At 73.6% G+C, this 18,327-nt stretch carries 15 protein-coding genes; 12 read left to right on the top strand and 3 right to left on the bottom strand.

All coding sequences use genetic code 11. The features are described from left to right. The 5 genes from IEY75_RS18095 (at position 1) to IEY75_RS18075 (ending at position 7,293) form a co-directional block, all read left to right on the top strand. Complete coding sequence (locus tag IEY75_RS18095) at positions 1-1,128, top strand: Clp protease N-terminal domain-containing protein (protein ID WP_189115575.1); 1,128 nt, start codon at positions 1-3, stop codon at positions 1,126-1,128. 277 nt (positions 1,129-1,405) lie between these two features. Continuing rightward, positions 1,406-3,295, top strand: coding sequence for a tachylectin-related carbohydrate-binding protein (locus IEY75_RS18090; RefSeq protein ID WP_189115574.1), 1,890 nt, complete (start codon positions 1,406-1,408; stop codon positions 3,293-3,295). Positions 3,296-3,443: 148 nt separating this feature from the next. Then, complete coding sequence (locus IEY75_RS18085; RefSeq protein ID WP_189115573.1) at positions 3,444-5,600, top strand: acyltransferase family protein; 2,157 nt, start codon at positions 3,444-3,446, stop codon at positions 5,598-5,600. A 53-nt stretch (positions 5,601-5,653) separates the two neighbouring features. After that, entirely contained in the window at positions 5,654-6,364 is a 711-nt protein-coding gene (locus IEY75_RS18080) for a Clp protease N-terminal domain-containing protein (protein WP_189115572.1), read from the top strand. A 104-nt stretch (positions 6,365-6,468) separates the two neighbouring features. Beyond that, the gene (locus tag IEY75_RS18075; RefSeq protein ID WP_189115571.1) at positions 6,469-7,293 is read left to right on the top strand and encodes a pentapeptide repeat-containing protein; all 825 of its coding nucleotides are present in this window, start codon (positions 6,469-6,471) and stop codon (positions 7,291-7,293) included. A gap of 104 nt (positions 7,294-7,397) precedes the next feature. Here IEY75_RS18075 and IEY75_RS18070 read toward each other — a convergent pair whose 3' ends face one another. Next, positions 7,398-7,985 (bottom strand): histidine phosphatase family protein, encoded by a 588-nt coding sequence (locus IEY75_RS18070; protein ID WP_189115570.1) that lies wholly within the window; start codon positions 7,983-7,985, stop codon positions 7,398-7,400. A gap of 410 nt (positions 7,986-8,395) precedes the next feature. Between IEY75_RS18070 and IEY75_RS18065 the strand changes: the two genes are divergently transcribed. After that, positions 8,396-9,070 carry a VOC family protein gene (locus IEY75_RS18065; protein WP_189115569.1) on the top strand — a complete coding sequence of 225 codons (675 nt, stop codon included), beginning with the start codon at positions 8,396-8,398 and terminating at the stop codon, positions 9,068-9,070. A 161-nt stretch (positions 9,071-9,231) separates the two neighbouring features. Further along, positions 9,232-10,011, top strand: a complete 780-nt coding sequence (locus IEY75_RS18060; RefSeq protein WP_189115568.1) for a hypothetical protein — start codon at positions 9,232-9,234, stop codon at positions 10,009-10,011. A 13-nt stretch (positions 10,012-10,024) separates the two neighbouring features. Here IEY75_RS18060 and IEY75_RS18055 read toward each other — a convergent pair whose 3' ends face one another. Then, positions 10,025-11,305 carry a DUF418 domain-containing protein gene (locus tag IEY75_RS18055; RefSeq protein ID WP_229789870.1) on the bottom strand — a complete coding sequence of 427 codons (1,281 nt, stop codon included), beginning with the start codon at positions 11,303-11,305 and terminating at the stop codon, positions 10,025-10,027. A gap of 285 nt (positions 11,306-11,590) precedes the next feature. On the opposite strand from IEY75_RS18055, the gene IEY75_RS18050 reads away from it, so the two are divergent. From IEY75_RS18050 to IEY75_RS18030, 5 genes are all read left to right on the top strand, one after another. Next, positions 11,591-12,187 carry a hypothetical protein gene (locus IEY75_RS18050; RefSeq protein WP_189115567.1) on the top strand — a complete coding sequence of 199 codons (597 nt, stop codon included), beginning with the start codon at positions 11,591-11,593 and terminating at the stop codon, positions 12,185-12,187. Positions 12,188-12,293: 106 nt separating this feature from the next. After that, positions 12,294-13,352 carry a DUF2157 domain-containing protein gene (locus IEY75_RS18045; RefSeq protein ID WP_189115566.1) on the top strand — a complete coding sequence of 353 codons (1,059 nt, stop codon included), beginning with the start codon at positions 12,294-12,296 and terminating at the stop codon, positions 13,350-13,352. Positions 13,353-13,411: 59 nt separating this feature from the next. Continuing rightward, positions 13,412-14,284, top strand: a complete 873-nt coding sequence (locus tag IEY75_RS18040; RefSeq protein WP_189115565.1) for an LLM class F420-dependent oxidoreductase — start codon at positions 13,412-13,414, stop codon at positions 14,282-14,284. Positions 14,285-14,414: 130 nt separating this feature from the next. Then, positions 14,415-16,718: a putative bifunctional diguanylate cyclase/phosphodiesterase gene (locus tag IEY75_RS18035; RefSeq protein ID WP_189115564.1), complete on the top strand. Its 2,304-nt coding sequence runs from the start codon at positions 14,415-14,417 to the stop codon at positions 16,716-16,718. A gap of 77 nt (positions 16,719-16,795) precedes the next feature. Then, entirely contained in the window at positions 16,796-17,617 is an 822-nt protein-coding gene (locus IEY75_RS18030; RefSeq protein ID WP_189115563.1) for a DUF1206 domain-containing protein, read from the top strand. Positions 17,618-17,639: 22 nt separating this feature from the next. On the opposite strand, the gene IEY75_RS18025 is transcribed toward IEY75_RS18030, so the two are convergent. Further along, positions 17,640-18,209 carry a helix-turn-helix transcriptional regulator gene (locus IEY75_RS18025; RefSeq protein WP_229789872.1) on the bottom strand — a complete coding sequence of 190 codons (570 nt, stop codon included), beginning with the start codon at positions 18,207-18,209 and terminating at the stop codon, positions 17,640-17,642. Positions 18,210-18,327 lie beyond the last annotated feature (118 nt).

Here is an 18,327-nt window from a genome sequence, read left to right as displayed (position 1 = left end):
ATGGAATTTGCTAAGCATTCGATGGATCTGCTCGCCGGGGTCTATCGACGACTGGTGGGCACTCGGCACGCTCGGCCGTCAGCAGGCCATGTGGTGGTCGCGCTCGCTGATGTCCTGCCGGCGTTCGGGAGGCAGGTCGCCCCGTTGCGGGGGCGCCTGCTCAGTGCCGTCCAACGCGACGATGCAGAGCGCGACAGCACCGAGCTCGCCTTCTGGCGGTCTCATGAGGACCGTGAGCGGCCGGACGTGGAGTGCGAGTACTCCGCACAGGCCGGGCTGCGGGAGGCCACCGGCGCGGTGGCGGGCAGGGCGTCGTGGGACGCTTCCGTCCGTCCCGCCCTGACGTACGCAGCGAATCTCGCACGCGAGAGCCGTGCAGGCAACGTCGGTCCCGCGCACATGCTGGCGGCCTTCCTGCTGCCAGGCGGTACGCGGATGGCGTCCGTCCTGGCACACGCGGGGGTCACCCACGAAAGTCTGATGGGTGACCCGAACTTCCGGGAGGTGCTTGCCGACACGGGCGCGCCGTGTGCCGTGGGATGTTACGCGCTGCTCGCCGCGGGTGCGTTGGACACCAAGACGCAGCCGTTGAGCGCGATCCGGCGGCGATGGGAACGCGCGCGGACCCGACGCGATGCCGGCGGGCCTCTCCTGCACGCACTGATGAGGGAAGCGGAGCGACAGGCGTTGCGCGCTGGTCAAGACACGGTTTCGGCGGTTCATCTGCTTTCGGCGGTGGCGCAGGTGTCCTGCGACCTCGCTTATCTGAAGGTGAGTCTGGGACCCGCCTACGCCGCTTCGCAAACTGTGGTGAACGAGGTGGTCAGTCGCGTGACGTCGCTGGACTCCCTTCAGTTGGCGTGCGTGAATATGCCCGCGGAGTCTGCGAGGGCGACACATCCGTGGTGGCAATCGGAAAATACCACCGTATCGTTAGGTGAGTCGATGGCGAGAATCCTTGATGCCTTGACTCAGTTGGGCGGGAATCGTCAGGAACTGCAGTTGGCGGATGTGCTACGTGCACTGGACGACTACGCACCCGAGATGCGCAACATCGTCCTGGCCAATGGGTTGCACCCGGTCTTCGCGTCGATCCTCGATTCGCGGCGGTCATCCGATGGTGCGTGAAACAGGCGCGGTTCCCGTCCATGAGCGCGATGCGGATACGGAGCGGACGACGAAAGATGTGAAACAAGTTCTCAGGAAGGAAACTCCCGTGTCGACAACTATTTTCCTTCGGGGTCGCCGCGCCGTCGCGAACTCGACGACCACGATATCCGCCTGCCTCCTGGTGACCATGGCGACAACCGTTGCGGTGAACGCAGGACCGCCAGGCTCTGCAGCGACCGGTCTGCGGTCCCCGGAGCCACCGAAGTGCAGCGGCAACGCGATTTTCTTCGGGCAGGTGGACAAGACGCTCGCCACCTGGAAGCGGACTGCTCCCGGTGGCAGCAGCGCCGGGAAGTGGGAGGTCGAGAAGAAGGTCATCGGCACCTCTGGCTGGGATCGCTTCGAGAAGGTTTTCGCCGGGCCGGAGGGTCGGATTTACGCGATCGATTCCAACGGCAACGACGCGGAGCGCGGGCTGTGGCGGTACCGGTGGACCGGCTCCACCTGGGACACCAGCCTCGGCGGCAGGGCCGCCTACCGGATGAGCGACAGCTTCACGCTGTTCGGGAACAAGGACTACCGCAACCGCATCACGGTCGATGAGAGCGGCGACATCTACGCCCAGGACAACGACGGCCGGCTGAAGTTGTACCGGTTCGACGAGGGCGCCAGGACGTGGGCGATCAACGGCCAGTTGGTTGACATTCACTTCGGCAACTTCAACCTGATCACCAGCGGCGGCCCGGGCATCATCTACACCCGCAGCGGCGCGAACCGGTTGTACCGGTACCGGTACGACGTCACGTCGCAGCGGTGGCTGAAGGACCTCGACGTCAACTACAAGGGCCTGGGCAACCTGAGCTCCCTTATCCCGGTCGGTGGCGGCAACTTCTACGGAGTGCTGAACAAGGAGGTCGAGAAGCATCCGGCCGGCAGTCTGGTCCACTTCCAGGTCCACGAGCCGAAGTTCGATCAGCCGGTGAAGTACACCTACCTCGGCGGTGACTTCACGAAGGTGCCGAACTTCGCGGCCAATCCCGCGACCTGCCGCGTGCAAAGCTCGCATACCCCTGCACCGGTCCTGTTGCCGGCGGAGTCGGCCGCACCGGTCAGCGCGTTGGAGACTCCGCAGTTGGGCACGCCCCTCGGATCGATCGACATCACCTACAGCGAACAGGTGACGGGCCTGCGGCACTGTCGGGTGATCTCTGGCGGCGACCAGCCCACTGCATGTCCGGTACTCAGCGTCGAGAACGGCGGTGCCGATGTCGCCTTCACCGGCCAGCCGGCGATCGCGGTCAACGGCAGGCGGCTCGTCCAGATTCTCGGCCACAGCCGCGCCGACGGCCACTACTGGCTGGCCACCCAGTCGGAAGCCGGCTCGCCGTCCTGGCGGCTGCGCGACTTCGGTGGGCGTCTCAAGGGTCGCCCCGAGGTCGTCGCCCATCCCAACGGCGCGCTGACCTATCTCAGCATCGACGTCGAGGGCGCGCTGTGGTTCCGTAAGCAGGACGGCAGGGACGGCGAGTTCATCGGTTGGATGAAGGCCCGTGACACGTCGCGTTTCGCGGTGACCCCGACGGCGGCAGCCATCGATGACGACACGCTCCTGCTGATCGGACAGGATGTCTCCGGCAACCTGATCTCGGGCGAGATGAAGCGCAACGACCCCTGGACAGTGACATGGACCTCGCTCGGCGCGGGGACTTTCGCCGGTGAGCCGTCGATCGTGCGGCTGCCCGGCAAGCGGTTCCGGCTGTTCGCCCGGACCACCGAGGGCGACATCGTGACGCAGGCCAACGACGTCGACAAGCCTTTCCCGCGGGACTGGTCGCCGGTCGGTGAGATGGCTGCCGCCGGCGCTCCGGTAGCGATCATGGACATCGCCAACAGTCGGTTCGCGGTACTGGCGCGTGGGCCGGAGAACCGGGTGTACCTGTCGTACGAGACTGCCACCGGTTCGGGTGAGTGGGCGCCGTGGGTGCCACTGCGGCTGGTTGGTGGCGAGATGCCGGACGCTGCCGCGACAGAGTTGGCGATCACCCCGGTAACCGTCGGCGCCGACCCCCGGTGGTCCGTGGTGTACCGCAACCAGAACGGCGCGCTGCGGGTCATCGAGCGCCGGTTCACGTCGCGTACGGCGGAGCCGTCCTTCGTCATGCGTGAGGTGCCGGCGATCCGCTAGGCGGGTACGGGTCCCCCGCTGACGACGGGGGACCCGCCGGCTCGTGCGATCGCGGCGCTACCGGTGGTGGACATCGCGTGTTGAACCCCGACCAGCCCGGTGGGTATCGTCTACGCTCCCTGCCCGCGACACGATAGATGCGAGCTCGATGACCACTGCCTCGTGGACTGCTCGGACCAGCCCCTCACCGGAGAGCCGGCGGTCGCTACCGCAGTCACGCCGGGCGAATGGTGGCTTTAGGGCTGATATCGAAGGTCTGCGGGCGCTCGCTGTCCTGGCCGTTGTGGTCGCCCACTGCGGAGTGTCCGCGGCTGCCGGCGGCTACGTCGGTGTCGACGTCTTCTTCGTGGTGTCGGGTTACGTCATCACGCGCGGGATCCTGGCGGAGGCGGAGAGCCACGGACGCCTGGCTGTGGGGGCGTTCTACGCGCGCCGGGCGCTCCGACTGATTCCCGCCGCGGTGCCGGTCCTGTTGGCGGTCCTGGTGGGCACCTACCTGCTCCAGCCGTTGCGGGTGCGCGAGGTCGCCCTGGACGTGGCCGGCAGCGTCGGCTACTTCCTCAACTTGCGCCTGGCCGTGACCGGCACGGACTATTTCGCGGCGGACACGCCGCCTTCCCCCGTCCAGCACTTCTGGTCGCTCGCCGTCGAGGAGCAGTTCTACCTCGTCTGGCCCTGGGTGGTGGTCGGCCTGCTCCTGTGGGCGTACCGCCGGGACCGCGGCGGCGCCCGGTTTCGCGGTTGCCTCGTGGCGACGCTGTGCCTCGGCGTTGCCGTCTCGTTCGCCTTAGGCGTGTACCTCACCGCGCACGCACCATCGTGGGCGTACTTCGCCACGCCGGCACGGGCCTGGGAGTTGGGGGTCGGGGCACTCGTCGCGGTCGGCGACGGTCGGGCGCGTGGGCTCATCGGCTGGCTACGGGTCGCTCTCGGCAGCGCCGGGCTGGCCGCGGTCGCCGCCTGCGTCCTGCTCTTCGACGACCGAACTCCTTTTCCCGGCGTCGTCGCGCTCGTCCCGGTGCTCGGTACTGCCGCTGTCATCGCGGCCGGTGCGGGGTCGTCGCGGCAGTTCCTGCAACGCCTACTCGGCCTCGCGCCGCTCCAGTTCATCGGCCGGATCAGCTACGGGTGGTACCTGTGGCACTGGCCGTTCCTGCTGTTCGGCGTAGCCCTGATCGGCGAAGAGGCGACGGTGTGGCACCGGTGCGGCCTGGCCGGTGCCGCCCTCGCCGTGGCCTGGCTCAGCTACCACCTCCTGGAGAATCCGGTCCGGCGTTCGCGGCGGCTGCGGCGTCGGTCGGCGCGGGGTGTCGCCGTCGGTCTCGGCGCGTCCGCCGTCGTGGCGGCGCTCGCGGTAGCCACGTGGGCCAACCCGCCGCGGGTCATCGGCGGGGGATCCGCGAAGGAGGTCGGTGCGGGCCTCGCCGCCGCGGACGATCCCGAGCGGGAGATCAGGCGCCTGCTCGCCACCGCGGACGGCGGGCCGGCCCCCGTACCGGCCAACTTGACGCCCGCCCTCGACAGCTCGACGGCGGTCGCTGGCACGGTGTATGACGGGGAGTGCCAGCAGTCTCACACCGCCGCCCATATCCGCGCACACTGCATGTACGGCGACTCCGCGAGCGCCACGACGGTCGTCCTGTTCGGCGATTCCCATGCCGCCCACTGGTTCCCGGCGCTGCGCCGGGTCGCCGAGGAACGGCGCTGGCGTTTGTCGGTGTGGACACTCAATGAGTGCCCACCGCCACCGGTCGCCCCGGAGTTGCCCACGCCGCAGCGCGGCCAGGCATGTCAGCGGTGGCGGGCCGCCGCGCTGAAGTCCATCCGGGAACTGCGGCCGGCGCTGGTCGTGACCTCGATGTCGGCGCGGTATCAGTCGGGGGGCGACGACGACACCGACCGGTTCTGGCTGGACGGCTGGCGGCAGACTGTCCGCGCGCTGGGGCCGACGCGGGTCGCCATGATCAGCTTTGTGCCGTTTCAGCGTGGTGGAGTCCTGCCGTGCATGGCGATCTACCGGAAGGACACCCGCCGCTGCGTGGCCCAGACCGACTCGGCTCTGCCCCGCCCGGAGCGCCGCCGCTTTCTCGCCGCGGGACTCGCGGAGCACGGGGTGCAGGTCATCGATCCGGCACCGTGGATCTGCGGTCCGCGCCTCTGCCCGATGATCGTCGGCAACCTGCTGACGTACCAGGATCTGACCCACTTGACGCCTGCGTACTCCGCATTTCTCGCCCCGGTCCTGAAGGCGCAGCTCATCGACCACGACGGTCACTTCCGGGCCGCCCGGAGTGCTGTGAGCTGACGTATCGTCAAGGAAAGGTTGACGTTCTCCATACGTCAACCTACTCTTGACGCATGGAGAAAATTCGACTGGACGACCTCATCAACGGCATCCGCACCGGCTACCCCGACCAACCCCTGGAGCAGCTCACCGCCGCGGTCCTGGCCGCGGACCACCTCAGCGACATCGCCGACCACCTGATCGGCCACTTCGTGGACCAGGCCCGCCGCAGCGGCGCCTCGTGGACCGAGATCGGCGGCTGCATCGGCGTCACCAAGCAGGCCGCGCAGCAGCGGTTCACGCCCAAGGGCGACGCGAACATGTTCAGCCGCTTCACCGAGCGCGCGCGCACGGTGGTGGTCCAGTCGCAGGAGGAGGCACGCGCCGGCCGGCACGCGCAGATCCGCCCCGAGCACCTGCTGCTCGGCCTGCTGTCCGCGCCGGAGGGCCTGGCGATGCACCTGCTCGCCGATCAGCACGTCACCCCGGAGGCGGTGCGGGCCGCCGTGGCGGCGGCGGTGCCGCCCGGCCCCGAGGGTGCCGAGTCGCCGGCCCTCATCCCCTACGACCCGGCGGCGAAGAAGGTCCTGGAGCTGACCGTCCGCGAGGCGCTGCGGATGAACCACAACTACGTCGGTACCGAGCACCTGCTGCTGGCCCTGCTGCGCGCCGACCGTCCGCGCGACGGCGCGGTCGCGGCGCTCGGGGTCGACGCCGACGCGGCCGAGGCCGCGCTGCGGACGGTGCTCGACTCCCTGAAGCCTGCCACCGGCGACGCCGGCTGACCGCGACCCGACCGCGCGGCACCGCCAGGCACGGACCGGCCGCCGCGTCGGCGGGGTGACTACGCTGGACCTCCGCCAGCGCCCACCCGCCGACAGGAGCCGCCGTGCCGGACGACGTTGCCGCACGCGACCTGCGCGCCGACTGCGCGCGGTGCTTCGCGCTGTGCTGCGTGGCGCCCGCGTTCGCCGCGGGCGCGGACTTCGCCGTGGACAAGCCGGCGGGCCAGCCGTGCCGCCACCTGCGCGCCGGGGACTTCGGCTGCGGCATCCACGCCGGCCTGCGGGAGCGGGGATTCGCCGGCTGTACCGTCTTCGACTGTTTCGGCGCCGGCCAGCAGGTGGCGCAGGTGACGTTCGGCGGCCGGGACTGGCGCCGGCACCCGGAGCTGGCGGCGCCCATGTTCGCCGCCTTCCCGGTGCTGCGCCAGGTCCACGAACTGCTCTGGTACGTCACCGAGGCGCTCGCGCTGCCGGCCGCCCGGCCCGTGCACGCGCGGCTGCGCGCCGCCCGCGCCGCGCTCGACGCGGCGGCCGCGCTGCCGGCCGCCGCCCTGCCCGACCTGGACGTGGCCAAGCTGCGCGCGCGGGTCAACCCCGACCTGCGCCGGGCCTCCGCCCTGGCCCGGGCCGGGGTGGGGCGCTCCGCCGACCACGCCGGCGCGGACCTCGTGGGGCGGCGGCTGCGCGGCGCCGACCTCGCCGGGGCCAGCCTGCGCGGCGCCCAGTTGATCGCCGCCGACCTGCGCGGCGCCACGCTGCGCCGCGCCGACCTCACCGGCGCCGACCTGCGTGGCGCGGACCTGCGGGGGGCGGACCTGACCGACGCGCTGTTCCTCACCGCCGCCCAGCTCGCCTCGGCCCGGGGCGACGGCACCACCCGGCTGTCCGGCCCGCTGCGCCATCCCGACCACTGGGTGGGCCTCACCTGAGCCCGACGACGAGTCCGCGGCGCGCGCGGCCACTTCGTCGAGGGCACCGGGGAGGCGAACGGGACCAGCCCGCGCCGCGGTCAGTACCCCGGCCCGTCCCGCGGTCAGTACCCCGGCCCGCCCCCGTCGCCCAGGTGCCCGGTGTCGTTGAACGCCACCAGTGTCGGCGGCGCGGCGTCGCGCCAGGCGACCACGGTGAGCGCGGCGTGGGCCTGGTCGAGGCCGAACCAGCGCCAGTCGGGGGCGTCCAGGACGTGCCGGACGAACCAGCCGATCACGAAGTTGTGCGTCACCACCAGCTCGTACCGGTCGGCCGCGTCCACCCGGCCCAGCCGGTCGACCGCGGCCCGCAGGCCCGCGGCGCCCTCGTCGCGCTCCCGCTCCGGTACGCCGGCCAGGAACCGGCGGTGCGCCGGGGTGAGGTCCGCGGCCTCGGCGGGGAAGGGCCAGGGCGTGCGGTCGGCGGCCAGCGGGCAGGCGTGCGCGGCCAGCTCGGGCGCCTCCCGCAGCAGCGCGTCGGCGGTCTCCCGGGTGCGGGCCGACGGCCCGTGGTGCACGGCCGCGAACGGCACCCCGCGCAGCCGCCGCCCGAGCTGGCGGGCCTGCCGCTGGCCCCGGGCGGACAGGCCCGGGTCGGCGCCCGAGGGCGCGGGCTCGCCGTGCCGGACCAGATAGAGCACCGTGCGCGCCACCGCAGCCCCTTCCCGGGCCCGGCCCCCGCCGGACGCCCCCACCCTCACGGGTCCGGCCCCGCCGGACGCCGCCACCTCCGGCGCGCCGCCCGGCCGCCGTCGACCCGCCCATCCTGGCCGATTCCCGCCACCGGCGCTGCCCGGGGACCCGGCAGTCCTGCCCCGAGTCAACGTGAGTGACCCGGCGGTGGCTGGGCCACCAGGGCTGACTCTCAGCGCGTGGGCCGCCGGCGAACGGCCCCACCGATGGCGGTGAACGCCAACGCGGCGAGCAGCAGGTGGCCCGGGACGAGGAGCAGTGCGTGGGGGTGGAGCAACTCCGCCGACCAGCGAGGAGGGGGGCGCCCCGCCCGGCGGTTCCGTCTCCGGTGCGATGCTGCCGCCGCGGGTACACAGGTAGATTTGTCGCTATGGATCCTCGTGTCGCGGCGGTCGTGCCGGTGCTCTACGTCAGGGACGCCGCCGCGTCGGAGGCGTTCTACCGCCTGTTCGGATTCGTCGTCGACCGCGAGGGCGGCGCGGGCGACGCCCGCTGGATCTACCTGCGCTGCGGCGCACACACGGTCCTGCTGGCGGAGGTGCACCCGCCGCTGGTGCAGGTGGAGCTGCCGTTGGCGGTGTACGTGTACGTCGTCGACCTCGCCGGCACGCTGGCCACCCTGGCGGCGGCCGGCGTCGCCACCGAGCACGTCGGCTACCCGGATCACGCCCCCGGCGGCGAGGCGCGGGCCGTCGACCCCGACGGCAACGTGGTGCTGTGCGGCCAGCCGACCGCCGTACCGGAGGCCGACCGGGTCGCACCGACCGGTCCGCCCGCCCGGTTCACCCTGATCAAGCAGGCGGCCGAGGAGGTCGCCCGGCGCGGCGGCGCCCCGGCCCGGTGCCAGGTCGGCCAGGCCGACGGCCGGCCGTGCAGCCGGTCGGCCGAGGTCAAGCTCGCCGACCCGTGGGGCGACACCGCGTGGGCGTGCGTCGCGCACGCCGAGGAGGCGCTGATCGCGGCCTCGGCGGTGTTCATCGCCCGCGAGCCCGAGGGCGGGCTGGCCAGCTTCCTGCGCGGCCGGGCCGCCCGCCGGACGCCGTGACCGGGGCGGTTCCGGGTGCGTGCGGTGTGGGCGCCCGGCCGCCCGCGGCGCCGCGGCGCAACCGGACCGCACCCGAGCGGAGCCGCGTCCGCACCGCCGGCCCGGTGGAGTGGACCCGTCGACCGTGCGACCCCCCGCCGCGGCGACGGGGAGGAATCACCGTGCGTCTGTCCAGCGTGCTCGCCGTACTCGCCCTCGCGGCGGCCGGGTCGGTCGTCGCCGCCGGCCCCGCCGCGGCCGCCACGGTCTGGGGCGCCAATCCGCCCGCGGGCAATCGGCTGGTCACCAACGAGTACGCGTACTGGAACCGCGGTCGCGCCGGCAGCCTGACCTCTCCCTCCTGGGAGATGACCAGCGGCTCGCTGTACGCCCGGCGCACGTCGGCGGGGTCCGTGTACTGGAGCGGCCGCCCCGACGACCGCGCCCCGGACGCCCGCTCGGCCAGCGGCACCAACTCGGCCGTCTTCCGGCTCACCACGAAGGCCGCGACCTTCCGCGACACCACCGTCCGCACGAGGCTGAACATCGCCGGCCTCACCGCGACCCGCAGCACGCCGCGCACCGACTGGGACGGCATCCACCTGTTCCTGCGGTACCGCGGCGAGCGCCACCTCTACTACGCCAGCGTCGCCCGCCGCGACGGGCACGTGGTCCTGAAGAAGAAGTGCCCGGGCGGCAGCAGCAACGGCGGCACCTACTACACGCTCGCCGAGCGCGCCGGCCACCGGATCCCGTACGGCCGGTGGCGGTGGGTGTCGGCCTCGGCCCGCAACCACGCCAGCGGCGCGGTGAGCCTGTACCTGTCCGTCGGCGACCGGCTGGTGCTGCGCGCCACCGACCGCGATACCGGCTGCGGGGCGATCCGCGCGGCCGGCCGGGTCGGCGTCCGCGGCGACAACGCCAACTTCACCTTCCAGTCCTTCCGCGCCGCCCGCCTCTGACCGCGGCGCCGGCTCACGCCCGGTGGGCGCCCCCGCGGCCGTACGCCGCGCCCGACCGCCGCCAGGGCGGGATCTCCGCGTAGCTGACCGCCCGCAGGGCCCACTCCACCGGGCCGTACGGGTGGCGGCGCAGCCACCAGGCGCTGAAGAAGACCTGTACGGCGAACAGCGCCAGGCCCGTCCCAACCGCGGCCAGAGGCGACACCCGGCCGACCAGGCCGAGCCCGTAGCCGGTGAAGACGAACGCGGCGAACACCGACTGGCCGAGGTAGTTGCTCAGGGCCATCCGGCCCGGCGGCGCGAGGAACCGGGCCACCGCCGGGGCGGCGTCGAAGATCAGGATCGCCCCGGCGCCGTACGCCGCGGCCAGGGCCGGGGAGGCCAGGTAGCTGTAGGAGATGGCGAAGTACTCCAGCGCCGTGTCGACGTAGCGGGCGTTGGCGAAGGCGTACAGCGCGGCGCCGGGCACGCCGACGAACAGGCCGCCGACGACGACGGTCCAGAGGGTGCGGCGGTGCCGGGCGGGGTCGGCGAGGAACCGTGCCCGCCCGGCCACCATGCCGACCAGGAACATCGCCAGCACGATGGGCGCCTGGAACTCCAGCAGGACCGACAGCATCTCCTGGTAGTCGGCCCAGCGCTGGGCGAGGATGTCGGCCAGCCCGCTGCGGTAGGCGGCCTGGGCCGTCGCGGCGTACGCCTGCACGGCGTCGGCGTCCACGCCGTCGGGGGTGTCCCAGTGCCAGGCCAGGGCGCCCCACACGCCGTAGTAGTGCACCCCGCCGACGACCAGCGCGCCGGCCAGCACGGCGGCGACCCTACTGGGCACCCGGTGCAGCGCGAGCAGCGCGAGCCCGAGCGTCGCGTACAGCATCAGGATGTCGCCGTGGAAGAGCAGCAGCGCGTGCAGGAGCCCGATGGCGAACAGCCCCGCCAGCCGGCGCACGAACCGCGGCGCGAAGGCCGCGCCGCGCCGCTGCGCGGACGTGATCTGCAGGGTCAGGCTGTAGCCGAACAGGAAGGAGAACAGCAGGTAGAACTTCGTCTCGACCACGAGGTCCACGAGGTAGGCGACGGTGCTGTCGACGGGCCGGGCGAATGCCGGGTCCGGGATGCCGGTGCCCTTGTACGCGGACGCGAAGTAGCCGATGTTGACCAGGAGGATGCCCGCCAGGGCCAGCCCGCGCAGCGCGTCGACGTTGACGAGGCGGGAGCCCGCCGGGCGCGGCGGTGTGGTGGCGTCGCCGGAAGCGCCGTGCTCCGGCATCGATTCGATATTGGTGGTCTGGGTCATCACTCGCCTAGGCAGTCGTGCCGGAACGGGCAATCCGACTCATCCACCGCCGACCGGCGCCGCCGACGGACAACACTGTGTCGATTCTGCGTGGCCGATCTCCGGGCCGCCTCCGCGATTCCTGTAGATCTGCTGTCAATCCGCCGCGGCGGACGGACTGGTCGGTGAGTGGACATCGGCCGTCCGAACGGTTTACCGCGGGTGTCCGGCCGGGTGGTGGCGGAAGATCGACAAACCCGCTTAGGGTCCGCGGTGGGATGCGCGATTCCTGAGGAGGACCGCGACATGCGGACACGTCGTACCCCGGTCCTGCCGGCGCTGCTGGCGCTGGCGCTGGGCCTGGCCGGCTGCGGCGCCGGCTCGCCCCCGGCCTCGGCGGTGGCGCTGCGGACGTCGGCGACCGACCCGGAGGCGGACGTCTACGACGACGACGACAAGCTCGTCCAGGTGCCGCACGCCGACGTGGTCAGCGCCGGGGTGACCCGGACCGCCACGAAGCTGGAGCTGCGCTACGCCACCCGGACCGCGCGCGACCCGGTCGGCGACCCGAACTGGACGAGCGACAGCACGTACACCGACATCCTGCTGGAGACGACCGGGGACGCCGATCCGGACTTCGACGTCGAGTACGGGGTGTCCGAGGGAGAGCTGTACGTCGACGTGTACCGGGTCGACGACCGCGACGAACCGCCGGTGCTGTGCGCCGGGGACGCCGAGTTCACCGGCGACACCCACGTCGCCACCGTGGCCCTGGCCTGCCTCGGCGACCCGGCGACCGTCGGGTACCGCGTCGAGACGGTCTACGACCAGGACGTCGCCGCCGAGGACTCGCGGGCCGCCTACGACTTCGCCCCGGACGAGGGCTTCGTGACCCTGGGCTGACCGGGAGCCGCCGGTGAGCGGGCCAGTGTGTCGAGGTTCGTGGAGTGACGGCGCTGGCGCGCCTGCTGCTGCACACCGGCTCCGGAGCCTGCGGCAGGATGGGCCGATGACCTCGCCTCCGCGACCCGACCTGTCCGCGCTCGTCGACCGCTGGCTCGCCGACGGCGTCCTCGCCGAGGCGCACGCCGCGCGGGTGCGCGCCGACCTGCGCGCCGCGGCCGACGCCCCGGCCGAGCCGGGTCAGCCCGCCCCGGCCGGCGGCAACGCGCTCGTGGTCGAGGGCCTGGGGTACCTCGGCGGGGTGATCGTGGTCGTCGCGCTCGGCCTGCTGGCCGGGTCGCTGTGGGCGGACCTGCCGGTCGCCGGCCGGCTGGCCCTGCTCGGCGCGGCCACCGCCGCGCTCGTGCTCGGCGGCGCGCTCGCGCCCGTGCGGCACGCCGCCGGCCGCCGGCTGCGGGCGGTCCTGTGGCTGGCCGCCGCGGCCGGTACCGCGATCCTGCTGTCGGCGGCCGTCGACGACGACGGCCTCGGCGTCGACGGCGACGTCCGCCCGCTCGTGGTCACCGCCGGGGCCGCGGCGGGCGCGGCGGCGCTGTGGTGGTTCCACCGCAGCGCGGTGCAGCAGGCGGCCGCGCTCGTGGGCCTCCAGGCGACCGTCCTCGCCGCCGCGGCGCTGCACGACGGGGAGGGGCCGACGATGGCCGCCCCGTGGGCGGTCGGCGTGGCGTGGGCGGCGCTGGCCTGGGGCCGGGTCCTGCCCGGGCGCCGGGCCGGGATGGTCCTCGGCGCCGGTACCGCGGTCGCGGCGAGCCTGTTCCTCATCGACCAGGGCGGCTGGACCGGGGTCCCGCTCGCGACCGCGCTCGGGCTCGCGGTGGCCGCGGTGTACCTGCGCGACCTGGTCCTGCTGGGCCTCGCCGCGGGCGGCGCGCTGGTGGCGCTGCCGCTGGTGGTCTCCACGTACTTCCCCGGCGCCACCGCCGCCGCGCTGGTGCTGCTCGTCGTGGGCGTGCTCCTGGTCGGCGCGGCCCTGTTCACCGCGCGCCGCCGCCGCAGCGCCGGGCCGCCGCCCCCCTCCCTGCTGACGGCCGGCTCGCCGGCGGTGGCGGCGGCCGCCGCGGCGGCGGTCCTGGTGCCGACGGCGGTCCTCCTGCTGCGCGGGTAGTCCCGCGCAGCAGCCGCGCCGCACCCCCGCCGCGATTACGCTGACCGGCGGAGGTGCACATGAGACTGGGCCTGCACTACTGGAACTTCTCCACCCCGGACGACCCGGCGCGGATCGCCGCGACGCTCGCCGGGACGGCGCGGACCGCGGAGGAGGCGGGCATCGACTCCTTCAGCGTCATGGACCACTACTTCCAGATGGCACACCGCGGGGGCGGCGCCCACGAGCCGATGCTGGAGGGCTACACCACCCTCGGGTACGTCGCCGCGCTCACCCGGCGGATGACGCTGGGCGTGCTCGTCACCGGGGCGCTGTACCGGTACCCGGGCCTGCTCGCCAAGATCGTGACGACGTTGGACGTGCTCTCCGGCGGCCGGGCGCAGCTCGGGCTGGGCGCCTCGTGGTACGAGCGGGAGCAGCGCGGGCTCGGGGTGCCGGTGGTCCCGGTGGCCGAGCGCTTCGGCCGGCTGGAGGAGACCCTCCAGATCTGCCGGCAGATGTGGAGCGACGACGACGGCCCGTACCGGGGCCGGTACTACCAGCTCGACGAGACCCTGTGCGTCCCCGCGCCGCTGCGCCGCCCGCACCCGCCGATCATGGTGGGCGGCGGCGGGGAGAAGAAGACGCTGCGGCTGGTGGCCCGGTACGCCGACCTGGGCAACGTCTTCGGCAGCAGCGTCGAGGACGTGGCGCACAAGTGCGCGGTCCTGCGCGAGCACTGCGCGGCGCAGGGCCGCGACCCCGCCTCGGTGGAGATGACCGTGATGGCGGTCAGGTCCCCGCTGGACGACGTCGACGCGTTCCTCGCCGACGTCGAGGCGTACGCGGCCCTCGGCGTCACCGAGGTGCAGGTCCTGCCGCAGGGCGACCCGGTCGCCTTCGTCGAGCGGCTGGCCGCCCGCGTCGTGGGCCGCGTCGCCGCGATCGGCTAACCGGACAACCGCCCCACCCGGGCGCGGACACCGCACGACACCCGCGGTTTCTTGGCGGACCCTGGGAGAACGGCTCACGTCCGGCGCACCACGGCCGATCCGCTCGGTAAGGACGAGGGGAGGCGGCGCCGTGCGGACTCGGCAACTGTTCTACCGTGCCTTCCCACGCCTGTTCGGCCTCACCGCCGGCCTGGTCGCCGTCAGCGTCGCCGGCCTGGTCGCGGTCGCGCTCGGCCTCCTGCCCGCGACCGCGGCGTGGCTGGCCACGGTCCTGAGCGGCCTGGCCGCCGGGCTCACCTGCTGGCGGCTCGCCGCCGAGATCCGCCCGGCGCCCGGCCGCCGCCAGTTCTGGTACAGCACCGGCTCCGCCATCACGCTCGTGTCGCTGGGCTCGGCGCTGCACCTGTACCAGTCGGTGCGGGCCGCCACCGAGCTGGCCCCCAGCAACGTCACCCGCTGGCTCAACGTCCTCGGCGCCGCCGTCATGGTCGTCGGCCTGCTGCGGCTGCCCCGTCGGCCGGTCACCGCGCCGGCCGTGCGCCGGGTCAGCCTGGACGCCGCCATCGTCCTGACCACCGCCGGCGTGTTCGCCTGGCACCTGTCCTTCGGCGAGGCCGTGCGGGTGCTGCCCGGCGGCGGCTGGAAGATGTTCGCCGGCATGATGGTGATGTCCGCCGTCGCCGCGGTCGGCTTCGTCAAGGTCACCCTCGTGGACGACGCCGCCGTCTCGCCGGCCGCCGTGCAGCGGGCCGCCTGGGGCATCGGGCTGGGCGTCGGCCTGGGCCTGGTCGCGCCGCTGACCGTCGCCGCCCTGCACATCCGGCCGGTGGTCCTGGCCCTGCCGGCCACCGCGCTCGGGTACGCGCTCGCCGCCCGGCGGCAGCGGCGCGCCCGCGACGGCGAGCAGGCCGCCCGGCCCAGCGGACCCGCGTTCAGCCTCATGCCGTACCTGTCCGCCGCCGCCACCACGGGCCTGCTGCTGGTGGTGGCGTGGCGCGGCGACCACCGCAGCCTGCTGCCCGTCGCCGCCGGCACCACGGCGCTCATCGGCCTGGTCCTGTACCGGCAGTTCAACGCGGTGCACGCCAACGACCTGCTGCTGCGCCAGGTCGACGTCAGCACCCGCCAGCTCCGCCAGATGCACCGCCAGCTCGACCACCAGCGCCGGCATGACCGGCTGACCGGGCTGATCGACCGGCGGGAGTTCGAGGAGGAGCTGGAGCAGCGCGCCGCCGCCGGCCAGACCGGCACGCTGGCGCTGATCAACGTGGACAACTTCAAGGCCGTCAACGACCACGTCGGCCGGCCGCTCGGCGACCAGCTCCTGCTGCTGGTGGCCCACCAGGTGTGCGCGAGCGTGCGCGCCAGCGACCTGGTCGCCCGGTTCGACGGCGACGAGTTCGCGGTGCTGCTGCGCGACCTGTCCGTCGCCGACGCCGCCGGGGTGCTGGACCGGATCGACCAGACCGTCCGGCAGCCGGTCGACATCACCGGCCACGACCTGGTCCTGACCGTCAGCGTGGGTACCACCGAGACGCGGACCGGCGCCGACGCCGGTGAGCTGCTGCACCGCGCCAACCTGGCGCTGTACGCGGCCAAGTCCGGCGGCAAGGGCCGCCGGGTGCACTACAGCGAGAGCCTGGAGGAGCGGGTCAACAACGACGTGCAGCTCGGCGCCGAGCTGCGCCGCGCCCTCAACGAGGCGCAGTTCACCCTCGTTTACCAGCCCGTCGTGCGCCTGCCCGACGGCCGGATCGCCGGGGCCGAGGCGCTGATCCGGTGGGCCCACCCGACCCGCGGCGCGGTGCCGCCCGACGAGTTCATCCCCGCCGCCGAGCGCACCGGGCTGATCGTCCCGATCGGCGACTGGGTGCTGGTGCAGGCGTGCAGCCAGGCAGCCGGCTGGCTGCGGTACAGCGGCGCCCAGCCGTGGCGGGTCAGCGTCAACGTGTCCGCCCGGCAGCTCATCGAGGCCGGCTTCGCCGCCCGCGTCGCCGAGATCCTGGACGGCACCGGCCTGCCCGCCGACCGGCTGACCATCGAGGTCACCGAGACCGCCGTCTTCGACAACCAGGTCGCCGCCGCCGCCCTGCGCCGCATCGCCGACCTCGGCGTCGCGGTCGCGCTGGACGACTTCGGCACCGGCCACTCCTCGCTGGCCCTGCTGCGCGCCGTCCCGGTCGACATCCTCAAGGTGGACAAGCTGTTCATCGACCACGTCGCCGACAGCGACGCCGACGCGACGATCGCCACGGCCGCGCTGTACATCGCGCAGGGGCTCAACCTCGGCGTCGTGGCCGAGGGCGTCGAGACCACGGCGCAGGCCGACCGGCTGCACGAACTGGGCTTCCCGGCCGCGCAGGGCTACCACTTCGCCCGGCCGGTGTCCGGCGCCGACATCCTCCGGCAGTTGCGGGCGCTGGCGAACCGGTAGGCGTTTGTCCGGGCGGCGGCGCGGGCACTGTCCGGCCACCCCGAGACAGGAGCAGCCGTGCAGTACAGAGTCCGGCCGTGAACGCCGTCGCCGAGGCGGAGCGGACCGCCCGCCGTACCGCCGGGCACCCGGCCCTGGCCGCCGCCGCCCGGTTCGGGCTGGCCGGTTTCGGCGTGCTGCACCTGCTGATCGCCTGGCTGGCGTACCGCATCGCCGTCGGCGCCCCGGCCGGCGAGGGCGACCAGAGCGGCGCGCTCGCCTACCTCGCCGCCCAGCCGATGGGCCGGCCGCTGGTCGGCGGCATCGCCGCCGGCCTGGCCGCGATGGCCCTGTGGCAGCTCCTGGAGGCCGCCGTCGGGCACCGCGGCCGCAGCGGGGCGCGCCGGACCGCCGAGCGGCTGGTCTCCGCCGGCCGCGCCGTGGTCTACGCGTACCTGGGCACCACGGCGGTGAAGGTGCTCGCCCGGGCCGCGCGCTCCGGCGCCGACCAGCAGCAGGCCGTGAGCGCGCGGCTCATGGACACCGGCCCGGGCCGCGCGGCGGTGGTGGCCGCCGGCGTGGTGGTGGCCGCGATCGGCGTGGGCCTGGCCGTCTACGGCGTCACCCGGGGCTTCCGCAAGCACCTGCACACCGGCCGGATGACCGCCGCCGTGCGCCGCCTGGCGCTCGCCGCGGGCGCGGTGGGCTACACCGCGAAGGGTGCGGCGTACGCGCTGGCCGGCGCCCTGCTCGTCGTCGCCGGGGTCACCTCGGCGCCGGCCCGCGCCCGCGGGCTGGACGCCGCCCTGCGCGGCCTGGCCGACCAGCCGCACGGGGGGTACCTGCTGATCGGCGTGGCCGCCGGCCTGGCCACCTACGGCGGGTACTGCTTCGTCCAGGCCGGCTACCGGAAGGTGTGAACCCGCGCCCGCCGGACCGGCGTCAGATCAGGCCGTTGCGCAGCGCGTAGGCCACCGCGTGCGCCCGGTTGCGCAGTTGGAGGCGGCGGGTGACGTCGTGCAGGACGTTCTTGACGGTCCGCTCGGAGTAGGACAGCTCCGCGGCGATCTCCCGGGTGTCGTGGCCGTCGGCGACCAGCCGCAGCACCTCGACCTCGCGGGTGGACAGGCCCAGCAGGTTGAGGCCGCGCGGTTCGAGGACCTGGCGCTGGAGGCGGCCCATCTGCGCCATCAGCCGGGCCAGCAGGTCCGCGGGCAGCGCCCCCTCGCCGCGCGCGACCGCCATGATGACGTGCGCCATCCGCTCGGCGCTGGCCTCGCTGCGCCGGACCAGCCCGACGACGCCGTGCTCCACCGCGGCGGACAGGCCCAGGTCGTCGATGGTCGCCGGGACGAGGATGAGCCGCTTGGCGCCCCCGCGGTGCAGCCGGCGCAGCAGGCCCACCGCCTCGTCGTCCAGGCGTTCCACGACGACGAGCGGGAGCGCGTCCGGGGCCTCCTCGGTGGCCGAGAGCACGTGCAGCTCCGGGCGGGGACGCAACTGCGTCGCCATTCCCAACCGTGAGATGGGATCCGCGGCATGGACGCTGACGGCCACCCGTTCCACAGTGCTGCCTCCCGGCATCGACAGGGCGTGACATTGTCCGATTAGGATAGTGGTGATTGACGGG

This window comes from Pilimelia terevasa, from assembly GCF_014647915.1.
GTDB lineage: Bacteria > Actinomycetota > Actinomycetes > Mycobacteriales > Micromonosporaceae > Pilimelia > Pilimelia terevasa.
This window is presented reverse-complemented; position numbering and strand designations above follow the sequence as displayed.

Coding starts and splice junctions, on each gene's coding strand:
- IEY75_RS18095 (WP_189115575.1), top strand. CDS start 1: ATGGAATTTGCTAAGCATTCGATGGATCTGCTCGCCGGGGTCTATCGA.
- IEY75_RS18085 (WP_189115573.1), top strand. CDS start 3,444: ATGACCACTGCCTCGTGGACTGCTCGGACCAGCCCCTCACCGGAGAGC.
- IEY75_RS18080 (WP_189115572.1), top strand. CDS start 5,654: ATGGAGAAAATTCGACTGGACGACCTCATCAACGGCATCCGCACCGGC.
- IEY75_RS18065 (WP_189115569.1), top strand. CDS start 8,396: ATGGATCCTCGTGTCGCGGCGGTCGTGCCGGTGCTCTACGTCAGGGAC.
- IEY75_RS18055 (WP_229789870.1), bottom strand. CDS start 11,305: ATGACCCAGACCACCAATATCGAATCGATGCCGGAGCACGGCGCTTCC.
- IEY75_RS18050 (WP_189115567.1), top strand. CDS start 11,591: ATGCGGACACGTCGTACCCCGGTCCTGCCGGCGCTGCTGGCGCTGGCG.
- IEY75_RS18045 (WP_189115566.1), top strand. CDS start 12,294: ATGACCTCGCCTCCGCGACCCGACCTGTCCGCGCTCGTCGACCGCTGG.
- IEY75_RS18040 (WP_189115565.1), top strand. CDS start 13,412: ATGAGACTGGGCCTGCACTACTGGAACTTCTCCACCCCGGACGACCCG.
- IEY75_RS18025 (WP_229789872.1), bottom strand. CDS start 18,209: ATGGCGACGCAGTTGCGTCCCCGCCCGGAGCTGCACGTGCTCTCGGCC.